12 protein-coding genes and 2 pseudogenes are annotated in these 13,414 nt (G+C 60.1%); 7 read left to right on the top strand and 7 right to left on the bottom strand.

Annotated elements, in window-relative coordinates; genetic code table 11:
* Nucleotides 1-96: 96 nt before the first annotated feature.
* A complete protein-coding gene (locus tag AO268_RS11810) occupies nt 97-942 on the top strand; it encodes a D-hexose-6-phosphate mutarotase (RefSeq protein ID WP_076962953.1) in 846 nt (281 codons plus the stop codon).
* A gap of 117 nt (nt 943-1,059) precedes the next feature.
* Here the strand turns inward: AO268_RS11810 and AO268_RS11805 are convergent, their stop codons facing one another.
* Nucleotides 1,060-1,920 carry a MurR/RpiR family transcriptional regulator gene (locus AO268_RS11805; RefSeq protein WP_169866643.1) on the bottom strand — a complete coding sequence of 287 codons (861 nt, stop codon included), beginning with the start codon at nt 1,918-1,920 and terminating at the stop codon, nt 1,060-1,062.
* 219 nt (nt 1,921-2,139) lie between these two features.
* On the opposite strand from AO268_RS11805, the gene zwf reads away from it, so the two are divergent.
* The 3 genes from zwf to AO268_RS11790 are packed head-to-tail and all read left to right on the top strand — an operon-like array spanning nt 2,140 to nt 4,989.
* Nucleotides 2,140-3,606, top strand: a complete 1,467-nt coding sequence (gene zwf / locus AO268_RS11800; protein ID WP_099168792.1) for a glucose-6-phosphate dehydrogenase — start codon at nt 2,140-2,142, stop codon at nt 3,604-3,606.
* Entirely contained in the window at nt 3,593-4,306 is a 714-nt protein-coding gene (gene pgl / locus AO268_RS11795; protein ID WP_076962951.1) for a 6-phosphogluconolactonase, read from the top strand. Before zwf ends, pgl begins: the two co-directional genes overlap by 14 nt.
* Nucleotides 4,307-4,323: 17 nt before the next feature.
* Nucleotides 4,324-4,989, top strand: a complete 666-nt coding sequence (locus AO268_RS11790; RefSeq protein WP_076962950.1) for a bifunctional 4-hydroxy-2-oxoglutarate aldolase/2-dehydro-3-deoxy-phosphogluconate aldolase — start codon at nt 4,324-4,326, stop codon at nt 4,987-4,989.
* A gap of 153 nt (nt 4,990-5,142) precedes the next feature.
* Here the strand turns inward: AO268_RS11790 and AO268_RS11785 are convergent, their stop codons facing one another.
* Together AO268_RS11785 and AO268_RS11780 are read right to left on the bottom strand one after the other, a co-directional pair.
* Nucleotides 5,143-6,315 (bottom strand): aminotransferase class V-fold PLP-dependent enzyme, encoded by a 1,173-nt coding sequence (locus AO268_RS11785; RefSeq protein ID WP_076962949.1) that lies wholly within the window; start codon nt 6,313-6,315, stop codon nt 5,143-5,145.
* A gap of 12 nt (nt 6,316-6,327) precedes the next feature.
* Nucleotides 6,328-6,564: a DUF3820 family protein gene (locus AO268_RS11780; RefSeq protein ID WP_008056784.1), complete on the bottom strand. Its 237-nt coding sequence runs from the start codon at nt 6,562-6,564 to the stop codon at nt 6,328-6,330.
* Nucleotides 6,565-6,770: 206 nt separating this feature from the next.
* Between AO268_RS11780 and AO268_RS11775 the strand changes: the two genes are divergently transcribed.
* Complete coding sequence (locus tag AO268_RS11775) at nt 6,771-7,235, top strand: ferritin-like domain-containing protein (RefSeq protein WP_099168791.1); 465 nt, start codon at nt 6,771-6,773, stop codon at nt 7,233-7,235.
* Between the two features lie 182 nt (nt 7,236-7,417).
* Here the strand turns inward: AO268_RS11775 and AO268_RS11765 are convergent, their stop codons facing one another.
* Together AO268_RS11765 and AO268_RS11760 are read right to left on the bottom strand one after the other, a co-directional pair.
* Entirely contained in the window at nt 7,418-7,888 is a 471-nt protein-coding gene (locus tag AO268_RS11765) for a MaoC family dehydratase (RefSeq protein WP_029296435.1), read from the bottom strand.
* A gap of 67 nt (nt 7,889-7,955) precedes the next feature.
* Nucleotides 7,956-8,900, bottom strand: a complete 945-nt coding sequence (locus tag AO268_RS11760; RefSeq protein ID WP_099168790.1) for an alpha/beta hydrolase — start codon at nt 8,898-8,900, stop codon at nt 7,956-7,958.
* A gap of 209 nt (nt 8,901-9,109) precedes the next feature.
* On the opposite strand from AO268_RS11760, the gene fadD2 reads away from it, so the two are divergent.
* Entirely contained in the window at nt 9,110-10,798 is a 1,689-nt protein-coding gene (fadD2, locus tag AO268_RS11755; RefSeq protein WP_076962945.1) for a long-chain-fatty-acid--CoA ligase FadD2, read from the top strand.
* A 397-nt stretch (nt 10,799-11,195) separates the two neighbouring features.
* Nucleotides 11,196-12,887: a long-chain-fatty-acid--CoA ligase FadD1 gene (gene fadD1, locus AO268_RS11750; protein WP_099168789.1), complete on the top strand. Its 1,692-nt coding sequence runs from the start codon at nt 11,196-11,198 to the stop codon at nt 12,885-12,887.
* A gap of 198 nt (nt 12,888-13,085) precedes the next feature.
* On the opposite strand, the pseudogene AO268_RS33140 reads toward fadD1, so the two are convergent.
* Both AO268_RS33140 and AO268_RS33990 read right to left on the bottom strand, forming a co-directional pair.
* Nucleotides 13,086-13,219 (bottom strand): annotated as a pseudogene (locus AO268_RS33140) (IS110 family transposase); the annotation flags it as partial.
* Nucleotides 13,220-13,227: 8 nt separating this feature from the next.
* A pseudogene (locus tag AO268_RS33990) lies at nt 13,228-13,414 on the bottom strand (IS110 family transposase); the annotation flags it as partial.

Below are 13,414 nucleotides of genomic sequence, written 5' to 3'. Positions count from 1 at the left end.
TGCGATAAGCTCCTTCTCTCTGTGCGCATTTGCGGGTAGCCATGGCTATCCGCTTTTTTTTGGGTTGCGCTGTAAAGATATTCAGGACCGTGGCACATGCATGAGCAACCGCTGCAACGCTTTTTCAAATCCCTGCGCGAGCGACCGGTGTTTGCCTGGGAGCGCTTCCAGATGCGCGACGTATTGGTGATCGACCACCCGCTGTGCCAGGCGGTGTTCAGTCGCCAGGGCGCGCAGTTACTGCATTTTCAGCCCCGTGGCCAGAAACCCTGGTTGTGGTGCGCGGCCAGGTGGCCGCAAGTCGGGGCGATCCGTGGCGGCGTGCCCGTATGCTGGCCGTGGTATGGCCGCCATCCCAGCGAAAACGCCTGGCCGTCCCATGGTTGGGCGCGCTTGATTGACTGGAAGCTGCTGGGCAGCAGCACCGCCGATGACGGCGTGCGCCTGCACTGGCAATTGCAACTGTGCGACTGGCAGGTGGACTTGCACGCACACTTGGGCGAAACCCTCGAACTGCGCTTGAGCACCGAGCATCAGGATGAGCTGCCGTGCCAATTGAGCCATGCTTTGCACGCCTACTGGCGGATTGGCAACGTGGGTGAGATAGCGCTGTCTGGGCTCGATGGGGCGCAGGGTTACGACCAGTTGAGTCGCCAGGTTTGCCAGCAGGAAGGTGAACTGCGTGTCGATGGCGGCTGCCAGCGCGTGTTCCAGCATGAGGGCGAATTGCAGCTCAAGGACCACGCCTGGCAGCGCGAACTGTGCATTGATACCGGCGACAGTGCTGATACGGTGGTCTGGCACCCGGGGAGCCGGCCGTTGCTGGGGGTGAGCTTCAACGAGGCGGCGGGGTTTGTGTGTGTTGAGTCGGCCATGGCCGGGGCCAGCCTGGCGCCGGGGGAGCGGGCGTATTTGAGTTTGCAGGCCCGGGCGGGGGTTTAGTGGTGTTGTCCAGGGCCTCATCGCGGGCAAGCCCGCTCCCACAAGGTAGAGCTCGGTCAGCTTGTGGGAACTGGCTTGCCTGCGATAGGGCCGGCCCTGCTGGGGGCGATTCCAGCTTTAGTTGAACTCATCGCCCACCGGATACCGGCTGTCATTCAAGCTCTCCTTGATCTTGCGCAAGTGCGGCTGGAAATCCACACCACGGCGCAAGGTCATGCCGGTCGCCAGCACATCCAGCACCGTCAACTGAATGATCCGCGAGGTCATCGGCATATAGATGTCGGTGTCTTCCGGCAGCGGGATGTTCAGGCTCACCGTGCTGACCTTGGCCAGTGGCGAGTTTTCGGCGGTCACACCCAGCACCGAGGCGCCGTTTTCCCGGGCGATGCGCGCCACTTCCACCAGTTCGCGGGTGCGGCCGGTGTAGGAAATGATCACGAACAGCTCGCCGGTATGCGCCACCGAGGCGATCATGCGCTGCATCAGCACATCGGCATGGGCCGTGACCGACAGGTTGAAGCGGAAGAACTTGTGCAAGGCATCCATGGCCACCGGGGCCGAGGCGCCAAGGCCAAAGAAGTGGATCTGCCGCGCCTGGATCAACAGGTCCACGGCCTTGCTGATAAGGGCCGGGTCCAGGGCCTGGCAGGCGCTGTCCAGGGAGGCGATGGCGCTGCCAAAAATCTTTTGCGTGTAGGCCTCGGGGTTATCATCGGCCTCCACGGCGCGGCTGACATAAGCGGCGCCACTGGCCAGGCTTTGCGCCAGTTGCAATTTCAGTTCAGGGTAACCGCTGACGCCGAACGAACGGCAGAAACGGTTGACCGTCGGTTCACTGACCGAGGCGGCCTGGGCGAGGGCGGCGATCGAGAAGCGGGTCGCCTGCTGCGGGTTGAGCAGGATGACCTCGGCGACTTTTTTCTCGGCCTTGTTCAATTCTTCGAGGCGGTTCCGGATCTGTTCCAGAAGATTTCGCACGCGGTCCATTCAGTCTTTCCTTCGGGCGACGATGCAAGTAAAAGCCAGTAAAAGGTCGGCGAGCGGCCCTTGGCGGTGGCCTATCCTACTGAGGGTAGTTGAACACCACCACTCGCAATGCGTATTTTGGGAAAATGTTGTGGTTATTACTACATTTTTCCTTGAGTGATGCCTTGAAAAAAGGTATTTGTAGCTTAACTTGATAAAAGAACAAACATCATGCCTTCGATAACCGTGGAACCCTGCACCTTTGCCCTGTTTGGCGCCTTGGGTGATCTGGCGCTGCGCAAGTTATTTCCTGCCCTCTACCAACTCGATGGCGCCGGGCTCTTGCACGTCGACACGCGCATCCTGGCCCTGGCCCGCGAAGCCGGCTCCGAGCAGCAGCACCTGGACCACATCGAACACGAACTGCGCAAATACGTCGGCCAGGAACTGGATGAAGCCGTGGCGGAGCGCTTCCTGGCGCGCCTGGCCTATGTGCATGTCGATTTCATGAAGGCCGATGACTATGTGGCCCTGGCCGCCAAGGCCGGCACCGAACAACGCCTGATCGCCTACTTCGCCACCCCGGCGGCGGTGTATGGCGCGATTTGCGAGAAACTGTCCAAGGTCGGCCTGGCGGAAAACACCCGGGTGGTCCTGGAAAAACCCATCGGCTCGGACCTGGAGTCCTCGCGCAAGGTCAACGACGCCGTGGCCCGGTTTTTCCCGGAAAACCGCACCTACCGCATCGACCACTACCTGGGCAAGGAGACGGTGCAGAACCTGATCGCCCTGCGCTTTGCCAACAGCCTGTTTGAAACCCAGTGGAACCAGCACTACATCTCCCACGTGGAAATCACCGTGGCCGAGCAGGTGGGGATCGAAGGCCGCTGGGGTTATTTCGACAAGGCCGGGCAACTGCGGGACATGATCCAGAATCACCTGTTGCAGCTGCTGTGCCTGATCGCCATGGACCCGCCGGCCGACCTGTCCGCCGACAGCATCCGCGACGAGAAGGTCAAGGTGCTCAGGGCCCTGGCGCCGATCAGCCCGGAAGGCCTGACCACCCAGGTGGTGCGTGGCCAGTACATTGCTGGCTACAGCGCCGGCAAGCCGGTGCCGGGTTACCTGGAAGAAGACAACTCCAACACCCAGAGCGACACCGAAACCTTCGTCGCCCTGCGGGCCGATATCCGCAACTGGCGTTGGGCCGGGGTGCCGTTCTATTTGCGCACCGGCAAGCGCATGCCGCAAAAGCTGTCGCAGATCGTCATCCATTTCAAGGAACCGTCCCACTATATCTTCGCCCCCGAGCAGCGCCTGCAGATCAGCAACAAGCTGATCATCCGCCTGCAACCGGACGAAGGTATTTCCTTGCGCGTGATGACCAAGGAGCAGGGGCTGGACAAAGGCATGCAACTGCGTAGCGGGCCACTGCAACTGAATTTTTCCGACACCTACCGTAGCGCGCGGATTCCCGATGCCTACGAGCGGTTGTTGCTGGAAGTGATGCGCGGCAATCAGAACCTGTTTGTCCGTAAAGATGAAATCGAAGCCGCGTGGAAGTGGTGTGACCAGTTGATTGCCGGGTGGAAGAAGTCCGGCGATGCACCCAAGCCGTACGCGGCGGGTTCCTGGGGGCCGATGAGCTCCATTGCACTGATCACGCGGGATGGGAGGTCGTGGTATGGCGATATCTGATTTGAAACTGCCCCAGGGTGTAACACCCCATGAGTACCGCACGCCGGTACTGCTGGCCGAAGGCTTGGCCAACGACGTGGCCGAACAACTGCGCGCGGCCATCAGTGCCCGTGGCGAGGCGACCCTGGTGGTGTCCGGTGGCCGCAGCCCCGTGGCGTTTTTCCAGAACCTGGCCAGGCAGGGCCTGGACTGGTCCAAGGTCACCATCACCCTGGCCGACGAGCGCTGGGTGCCGGTGGAGCATGCCGACAGCAACGCCGGCCTGTTGAAGAAATACCTGCTGCAAGGCCCGGCGGCCAAGGCCAGATTCTTGAGCCTCTACAGTGCCGCCGCGAACCTGGACGGTGCTGCCGAGCAGGCGGATCGCCTGTTGGCCGAACTGCCGGCGATCGATGTGCTGGTGTTGGGCATGGGCGATGACGGGCACACCGCATCGCTGTTCCCCAACAGCCCGAACCTGGCCCAAGCGCTGCAGCCCGATGGCACCCGCCGTTGCTGGCCGATGCTGGCGCCCAGCGTGCCCCATCAGCGCCTGACCATGAGCCGTGCGCTGTTGGCCAGTGCCCGCTACACCGTGTTGTCGATTGCCGGCGATTCAAAACTCCACACCCTGAGCGAAGCGCTGGCTGGCGACGATGTTGCCGGCATGCCGATTCGCGCGTTTTTGCAACCTACTCTAGAGATTTACTGGTGCCCATGAGCCAAGGATCAGCCGCTATGAAAAGCCCTCACCCGACCGTGTCCATGGCGGATAAAGTTGCCCTGATCGACAGCCTCTGCGCCAAGGCGCGGATCCTGCCGGTGATCACCATTGCCCGCGAACAGGACATTCTGCCCCTGGCCGATGCCTTGGCGGCGGGGGGCTTGACCGCGTTGGAGGTGACCCTGCGTTCGCCGTTCGGTCTCAAGGCCATCCAGGTCTTGCGTGAGCAGCGCCCGGAGCTGGTCACCGGTGCAGGCACGGTGCTTGATCGCACCATGCTGGCGGCTGCCGAGGCGGCGGGTTCGCAGTTTATCGTCACCCCGGGCATTACCCGCGACCTGCTTCAAGCCAGTGTCGACAGCCCGATCCCGCTGTTGCCTGGCATCAGCAATGCCTCCGGCATCATGGAAGGCTATGGCCTGGGCTATCGCCGCTTCAAGCTGTTCCCGGCGGAAGTCAGCGGCGGCGTGGCGGCCATCAAGGCCCTGGGTGGCCCGTTTGGCGAAGTGAAATTCTGCCCCACTGGTGGCGTTGGCCCGGCCAACATCAAACACTACATGGCGTTGAAAAACGTGATGTGCGTGGGCGGTAGCTGGATGCTTGACCCCGAGTGGATCAAGAACGGCGACTGGGCGCGCATCCAGGACGTCACCGCCCAGGCGCTGGCGCTGCTGGATTGATCTGATTTACCGAATCGTTGTTGCTGTGCTTCACGGCATGTTTACGGTGCACTTGGTCGGTGCGCCGTTTTTTTTGCCTATAGAAAAGCGAAATATCACCGCAATCCAAATGTAGGTGGCTTGTGTGGGAGCTGGCTTGCCTGCTCCCACATTTTAATCCGTGTTCAGTTGGGTAATTGCGTTGACCAGCACGCTGATGTCCGTCGCCGACGTCACCAACCCCGGCGTCACTCGAATGCAGCTGCCAAACGCCGCCCCACTGCGCAGGGTAGTAAACAGGTTGTACTCATCAAGCAATCGATCCGCCATCACCTGCTGATCGCGCCCACTGAATTTGAACGCGGTGATCCCGCAATACAGTCGTGGATCATCCGAGGTCAGCACTTCGACGCCCGGCAGTGGCCGCACCTGGCTCACCCAAAGATCACGCAGGTAATTCACCCGCGCCCCCTTGGCCTGCGCGCCACCCAGGGCCCGGTGCTCTTCGAGCACCAGCGGCAACGTCATCAGCGCCGGAAAGTTCGGTGTGCTGTAGGGTGTACGGGCCCGCACATCGGTGAGCGGGTAGTGGAACTCGCCCATGTCCGGGTCAATGTCTGCCAGCCGCTGCGGGGCTATATAGAGAAAGCCCAGGGTCAGGGGCGCACCGATCCACTTGTGCAGGTTGAAGCCGGCAAACGAGATGCCCAGCCGGGCCAGGTCGAAGTCGATCTGGCCCAGCGCATGGGCGCCATCGAGGATCACATCGACACCCTGCTCCCGTGCAGCCTGGGCAATGGCCTCGACCGGCATGACCAGGCCGGTGCGGTGGGTGACATAGGTCAGCGCCATCAGCTTCAGGCGCGGACAGCGGCTGAAGGTGTCGCGATAGGTCTGCACCAGGCTGTCGAAACTGGCCGGGTGGGCGTGGGACACTTCTATCACCTCCACCCCTCGGTAGCTGGCCAGCCAGCGCATGGCACTTTTGACCGTGTCGTATTCCAGGTCGCTGATCAGTACCTGGTCGCCCGGCTGCAGGCGGTTGTAGTTGCGGATCAGTGACTGCAAGGCTTCGGTGGCATTACGGGTGAAGGCCACCGCCTCGGGGTCGGCGTTGATCAGTTCGGCCAGATGCCGGCGAATCTCGATGTTTTGCCCTTGCTCGAAGCGCTGGCGCACGTGCACGGAGTTGCTGCGGTTGATAAAGGCCGCGTGCTCCTGATACTGCGCCAGCACGGTTCGGCTCATGCGGCCGAAATAGCCGTTCTCCAGGTTGATGGGGCCGGGTTCAAGGTCATAGCGCTGGGCAATGGCCTGCCAATAGGCTTCGTCGCGGGTAGTGGGCATGGTCGGGCTCGATTAGTGGCGCGGGGCGGGCTTGCCGTGTTTGGCGCGCAGCGGTTCGAGCAGTTCGGACAGGCCGTTGTGGTCGATTTCCTGCATCAAGGCCAGCAGGCCACCCAGCTCGCCGTGGGGGAAGCCTTCGCGGGCAAACCAGTTCAGGTACGGGCCGGGCAGGTCGGCAATGATCCGGCCCTTGTACTTGCCGAACGGCATTTGGCGGGTGATCAGCAGTTCGAGTTTTTCGGGGTTCATACGGGCTTCAGGCAATCAGGAGGATGCCTTGGAAAATACAGGCATTCTGCATGAAGGCCAAATGACAGATCATGCAAATAAAGCGGATACAGATGTTTGGTATTTTTATAAGTTATTGAAATTTAAGTATTAAAACTTGATTCAAGACCTGGCACGGGCACTGCAACTACCCCAATACGTTTCTAAACCCGCGAAGGAATTGAACAATGACTGATATCAACAAAGAATCGATCTCCGTACTCAATGACCTGATCGAAACCAGTAAAGACGGCCAGGAAGGCTTCAAGACCTGCGCAGAAGACATCAAGCATCCAGAGCTCAAGGCGCTGTTCACCAAGCGTTCGGCAGACTGCGCGTCTGCGGCTGCTGAACTGCAGACGGCCGTGCGTGCCTTGGGTGGTGACCCGGAAGATTCCGGCAGTGTTGCCGGCGCACTGCACCGTGGCTGGGTCGATGTGAAGTCGCTGGTCACCGGTAAGGACGAAGAGGCCGTCCTCAATGAAGCCGAGCGCGGTGAAGACCACGCACTGAAGGCTTACAAGGAAGCCCTCGAGAAAATCAACAAACACAACCTGGTGGGTATTCGTGACCTGGTTGAGCGTCAGTACCACGGTGCGCAGCGCAACCATGACCAGGTGAAAGCCCTGCGTAACCAGGCTCGCGCCCAGTAACACATGTGGGAGCGGGCTTGCCCGCGATAGCGGAGTGTCAGTCGACAGATATACCGACTGACATGACGCCATCGCGGGCAAGCCCGCTCCCACAGGGGATCTCGTCGGCAGGACGATTTTGAATACACCATAAATCACTGTGGGAGCTGGCTTGCTCCCACATTTTTATTTCACATGCCTGATCAGCCGATGCTGATCGCCGGCAACTGGGTCAAAGTCACCACCTGCTGCTTGCGTGGCGCCAGGATCTCCGCTTCGCCATCCACCACCAACTCATCACGCTGGTTGAACACCTGGGTGGCAATCCGCACGCGGAATTTGGGCAGCTTCTCGAGAATTTCCAGACGTACGGTCAGGGTGTCACCGATTTTCACCGGCTTCTGGAAGCTCATCTGCTGGCCGATATAGATGGTGCCCGGCCCAGGCAACTCACAGGCGACTGCCGCGCTGATCAAGGCGCCGCTGAACATGCCGTGGGCGATACGCTCCTTGAACATGGTGGCCTTGGCGAATTCGGCATCCAGGTGCACCGGGTTATGGTCGCCGGACATGGCTGCGAACAACTGGATATCGCGCTCTTCCACGGTTTTGCTGTAGGTGGCTTTCTGGCCGACTTCAAGGGCTTCGTACGGAGTGTTGGTAACCTGGGTCATCTAATCCTGCATCCTGTGGCTAATCGATAAACATGATTCGTTGATTTTAAACGAAATGGTTAAGCGTTTACTCGCAGCGCGCCGGCCGGTGATGGTTCACGGCCTGTGCCATCCAGGTCAGTACATCGGCGGTGACCGCGTCGCGGTTGGTTTCATTGAAGAGTTCGTGGCGCGCCTGCGGGTAAATATTCAATTGCAGGTTCTGGCTGCCGGCCTCCCGCAGCGCATTGGCCAGAAGGGTCAGACGCTTGCCCTCGCTGACCGGATCACATTCGCCGCCCATCACCAAAATCGGCAGGCCCGGATCAATCTGTTTGAGATTGGACGCTTTGCTGATTTGCTGCAAGCCACCGAGCAAGTCGATCCACAGCTGGTTGGTGCAACGAAAGCCGCACAACGGGTCGTTGACGTACTTGTCCACTTCGTCCGGGTCGCGGCTCAGCCAGTCGAACGCCGTACGGTTGGGCTTGAAGGCCTTGTTGAACGAACCAAACGAGAGGAATTCGATCAGCGCGCTGCGCCCCCGCAGGCCCTGGCGCAGGCGTTCGGCGCGGGCGATCAGGCGGGCGGCGCGGTACAGGGCCACCGGCTGGAAGTTTGAACCACTGAGAATCGCCCCGTGCAGGCTGGCACTGTGATGCAACAGATAGGCCTGGGCGATGTAGCTGCCCATGCTATGGCCCAGCAGGATGATCGGCACGCCAGGGGCCTGCTGGCCGATGTGCTGGTTGAGCGCGGCCAGGTCACCCACCACTTTGTTCCAGCCATCGTGCTCGGCAAACAGGCCCAGGGTGCCTTCATCGGCGGTGCGGCCATGGCCGCGCAGGTCTGGGGCATAGACCCCGTAGCCGGCGTCACACAAGGCCTGCGCCAGGCGCACATAGCGGCCGCTGTGCTCGGCCATGCCATGGGCCAGCATCACCAGCGCCGTGGGCGGCCCGTCCGGTAGCCACTGGTTGACGTACAGGCGGCTGTGGTCATTGGCAGTCAGCCAGAAAGTGGTGTGGTTCATGGCGCTTCCTTTGCTCAGGGTCGTTGCAGTGTATAGCTCATCTGTAGGCCGGCGTTTGATCACCCCGGGCCTCAGGGACAAGATTCATACAATCAATGACACGTTTTTGTGTATTTGCCAGTTTGGCTATAACTGCTAACGTCCCCGAAGCTCCGCTTCCCATCTGCTGTTGGAAGCGGTCGGGCACACTCAGGTAGAGGACAAGAATAATGCAACCTGATTTCTGGAATGACAAACGCGCAGCAGGCGTTCCCAACGAGCTGGACCTGTCGGCGTACAAGTCAGTAATCGAAGTCTTCGAGCGTTCCTGCAAGGCCTTTGCCGACCGTCCGGCATTCAGCAACATGGGGATCACCCTGACCTACGCCGACCTGGAGCGCCAGAGCGCGGCGTTCGCCGGCTACCTGCAACACCACACCGATCTCAAGCCGGGCGACCGTATTGCGGTACAGATGCCCAACGTCCTGCATTACCCGATTGCCGTGTTCGGCGCCTTGCGCGCCGGGCTGATCGTGGTCAACACCAACCCGCTGTACACCCCGCGGGAAATGCGCCATCAGTTCAAGGACGCCGGCATTCGTGCCCTGGTCTACCTCAACTTGTTCGGTTCCAGGGTCCAGGAAGTGGCGGCCGACACCGAGATCGAATACCTGATCGAAGCGAAAATGGGCGACTTCATGCCCGCCGCCAAAGGCTGGCTGATCAATACCGTGGTCGACAAGGTGAAGAAGATGGTCCCGGCCTACAGCCTGCCCCGGGCGGTGTCGTTCAAGCGCGCCTTGCGCATGGGCGCGGGCCTTTCCGTGACCCGCCATCCGGTGACCCTCGATGATATCGCGGTGCTGCAATACACCGGCGGCACCACCGGCCTGGCCAAGGGCGCGATGCTGACCCACGGCAACCTGGTGGCGAACATGCAGCAGGTGCGGGCGTGCATGTCCCAGCTGCGCGAAGACGGGCATCCGCTGGTCAAGGAAGGGCAGGAGGTGATGATCGCGCCGCTGCCGCTGTACCACATCTATGCCTTCACCGCGAACTGCATGTGCATGATGGTCACCGGCAACCACAACGTGCTGATCACCAATCCGCGGGACATCGGCGGCTTTATCAAGGAACTGAAGAAGTGGCGCTTTACCGGGCTGCTGGGGCTCAACACGCTGTTTGTCGCGCTGATGGAACACCCGGACTTCAAGACCCTGGACTTCTCCCACCTGAAGATCACCAACTCCGGCGGCACCGCCCTGGTCAAGGCCACGGCCGAGCGCTGGAAGCAGGTCACCGGCTGTTCCATCGGCGAAGGCTACGGCCTGACCGAGACGTCGCCGGTGGCCAGCACCAACCCCTACGGTGATCAATCGCGCCTGGGCACCGTGGGCATTCCGGTGCCGGGTACGGCGATGAAGGTCATCGATGACGCCGGCGAGGAGCTGCCGCTGGGCGAGCGGGGCGAGTTGTGCATCAAGGGCCCGCAGGTCATGAAGGGCTACTGGCAGCAACCGGCAGCCACTGCCGAGACCCTGGACGCCGAAGGCTGGCTCAAAACCGGCGATATTGCGGTGATCGACCCGGATGGGTTTGTGCGCATTGTCGACCGCAAGAAGGACCTGATCATCGTCTCGGGCTTCAACGTGTACCCCAACGAGATCGAAGACGTGGTGATGGCCCACCCCAACGTGGCCAACTGCGCGGTGATCGGCGTGCCGGACGAGCGTACCGGCGAGGCGGTGAAACTGTTCGTGGTGGCACGGGCCGAAGGCGTCAGCCTTGAAGAGCTGAAGAGCTACTGCAAGGCCAACTTCACCGGCTACAAGGTGCCCAAACATATTGTGTTGCGGGACTCGCTGCCGATGACGCCGGTGGGCAAGATCCTGCGGCGCGAGCTGCGCGACATCGCCTGACCTGAATTGAAATACGATTCAAATGTGGGAGCTGGCTTGTGTGGGAGCGGGCTTGCTCGCGATAGCAGTGTGTCAGTGCCAGATGGATTGCCTGACCCACCGCTATCGCGAGCAAGCCCGCTCCCACATTTTGACGGCGTACATCCTGGGAATAGAGCTGTTTTAGGTGTTATAGAATCTTTGCTCTAAAAATGACTATTGGATATTCTTGAGTCATTTTTATGACTGTAGGGCCCTCTTTTGGCTCTAGGCGGCCCTTTGCAAAGCTGCTACTCTCGGCGCGCTTTGTGACCTCTCGGCCTGCTTGAAACAGCCAGAATCACCTAAAAAAACACACACAAATAATAATCGCATCAAATGCGGTGAATGAATTCGCGTCGCTGAGGAGTGGGCTTCCATGATCGAAGACTTTTGGAAGGATAAGTACCCCGCCGGGATTGCTGCAGACATCAATCCAGACGAGTATCAAAATATTCAGGCGGTACTGAAACAGTCCTGCCAACGCTTCGCCGACAAACCGGCTTTCAGCAACCTGGGCAAGACAATCACCTACGGTGAGTTGTACGAATTGTCCGGTGCCTTTGCTGCCTACCTGCAACAGCATACCGACTTGCAGCCCGGTGATCGAATCGCCGTGCAATTGCCCAACCTTCTGCAATACCCGGTCGCCGTGTTCGGGGCTATCCGCGCCGGCCTGATCGTGGTCAACACCAACCCGCTGTACACCGCGCGGGAAATGGAACACCAGTTCAACGACTCCGGGGCCAAGGCCCTGGTCTGCCTGGCCAACATGGCGCACCTGGCAGAAAAAGTCGTGCCCAAGACGGGCGTCAAGCACGTGATCGTCACCGAAGTGGCTGACCTGTTGCCGCCGCTCAAGCGGCTGCTGATCAACAGCGTCATCAAGTACGTGAAAAAAATGGTCCCGGCCTATCACTTGCCCCAGGCGATCAAGTTCAACGACGTCCTGGCCAAGGGCCATGGCCAACCCGTCACCGACGCCAGCCCTGCCAGCGAAGACGTGGCCGTGCTGCAATACACCGGTGGCACCACCGGCGTGGCCAAGGGTGCGATGCTGACCCATCGCAACCTGGTGGCCAACATGCTGCAGTGCAAGGCGCTGATGGGCTCCAACCTCAATGAGGGCTGCGAGATCCTGATCACACCGCTGCCGCTGTACCACATCTATGCCTTCACCTTTCATTGCATGGCGATGATGCTGATCGGCAACCACAACATCCTGATCAGCAACCCGCGCGACCTGCCGGCGATGGTCAAGGAGTTGTCGAAGTGGAAGTTCAGCGGCTTTGTCGGCCTGAACACCCTGTTTGTGGCCCTGTGCAACAACGAGGGCTTCCGCAAGTTGGATTTCTCGGCGCTCAAGGTTACCCTCTCGGGTGGCATGGCATTGCAACTGGCGGCGGCCGAGCGTTGGAAAGCCGTGACCGGCTGCAACATCTGTGAAGGCTACGGCATGACTGAAACCAGCCCGGTAGCCACGGTCAACCCGATCCAGAACATCCAGATCGGCACTATCGGCATCCCGGTGCCTTCGACCCTGTGCAAAGTCATCTCGGATGAGGGCGTCGAATTGCCCCTGGGCGAAATCGGCGAGCTGTGTGTCAAGGGCCCGCAAGTGATGAAAGGCTACTGGCAGCGTGAAGACGCCACCGCCGAAGTCCTCGACAGCGAAGGCTGGTTGAAGACCGGTGATATCGCGATCATCCAGCCAGATGGCTACATGCGCATCGTCGACCGTAAAAAGGACATGATTCTGGTCTCCGGTTTCAACGTCTACCCCAACGAGCTGGAAGACGTGCTGGCAAGCCTGCCAGGCGTGCTGCAATGCGCGGCCATTGGTGTGCCGGACGAGAAGTCGGGCGAGCACATCAAGCTGTTCATCGTGGTCAAGCCGGGCGCGACCCTGACCAAGGAACAGGTAATGGAGCATATGCGTGCCAATGTCACCGGCTACAAAGTACCCAAGGCTGTCGAGTTCCGCGAAGCGCTGCCGACCACCAACGTGGGCAAGATCCTGCGTCGCGAGTTGCGTGATGAAGAGCTGAAGAAGCTAGGCCTGAAGAAGTAAACAAAAAGCCCCGCGAATGCGGGGCTTTTTATTGGGCGCTGATTGGAATGCAATCCAAATGTGGGGCTGATGTGGGAGCAACTGTCTTCAACATGCCATTCGTCACCTCCATTCGGTGCCGTCACGCAGCATGGCATTCAGTCTGATAAGCAGTATCCGCATGCAGGCAATGAGCAACTGTCTTCAACATGCCATTCGTCACCTCCATTCGGTGCCGTCACGCAGCATGGCATTCAGTCTGATAAGCAGTATCCGCATGCAGGCAAGAGCGCGACTTTCGCGCTCTTGCCTCTCTCGCGCAGAGCCTCGTAGCGGGTTTTGAAGTCAGCTTGATAGCGGATCACAACCCAGCTANCAGTCTGATAAGCAGTATCCGCATGCAGGCAATGAGCGCGACTTTCGCGCTCTTGCCTCTCTCGCGCAGAGCCTCGTAGCGGGTTTTGAAGTCAGCTTGATAGCGGATCACAACCCAGCTAGACATGTACAACGCATGTCGTACGCGGCCTCTTCCTCCGTAAATTTGCCGT

It is taken from the genome of Pseudomonas sp. ICMP 8385 (assembly GCF_002699915.1).
Taxonomy (GTDB): Bacteria; Pseudomonadota; Gammaproteobacteria; order Pseudomonadales; family Pseudomonadaceae; genus Aquipseudomonas; species Aquipseudomonas gessardii.
Note: the sequence above shows the minus strand (reverse complement) of the source record. Positions and strands in the feature narration are given on the sequence as shown.

Excerpts from the sequence above, each read along its gene's own strand:
- AO268_RS11810 (WP_076962953.1), top strand. The coding sequence starts at position 97 with ATGCATGAGCAACCGCTGCAACGCTTTTTCAAATCCCTGCGCGAGCGA.
- AO268_RS11785 (WP_076962949.1), bottom strand. The coding sequence starts at position 6,315 with ATGCCCACTACCCGCGACGAAGCCTATTGGCAGGCCATTGCCCAGCGC.
- zwf (WP_099168792.1), top strand. The coding sequence starts at position 2,140 with ATGCCTTCGATAACCGTGGAACCCTGCACCTTTGCCCTGTTTGGCGCC.
- AO268_RS11765 (WP_029296435.1), bottom strand. The coding sequence starts at position 7,888 with ATGACCCAGGTTACCAACACTCCGTACGAAGCCCTTGAAGTCGGCCAG.
- AO268_RS11780 (WP_008056784.1), bottom strand. The coding sequence starts at position 6,564 with ATGAACCCCGAAAAACTCGAACTGCTGATCACCCGCCAAATGCCGTTC.
- fadD1 (WP_099168789.1), top strand. The coding sequence starts at position 11,196 with ATGATCGAAGACTTTTGGAAGGATAAGTACCCCGCCGGGATTGCTGCA.
- AO268_RS11760 (WP_099168790.1), bottom strand. The coding sequence starts at position 8,900 with ATGAACCACACCACTTTCTGGCTGACTGCCAATGACCACAGCCGCCTG.
- AO268_RS11790 (WP_076962950.1), top strand. The coding sequence starts at position 4,324 with ATGAAAAGCCCTCACCCGACCGTGTCCATGGCGGATAAAGTTGCCCTG.
- pgl (WP_076962951.1), top strand. The coding sequence starts at position 3,593 with ATGGCGATATCTGATTTGAAACTGCCCCAGGGTGTAACACCCCATGAG.
- fadD2 (WP_076962945.1), top strand. The coding sequence starts at position 9,110 with ATGCAACCTGATTTCTGGAATGACAAACGCGCAGCAGGCGTTCCCAAC.
- AO268_RS11775 (WP_099168791.1), top strand. The coding sequence starts at position 6,771 with ATGACTGATATCAACAAAGAATCGATCTCCGTACTCAATGACCTGATC.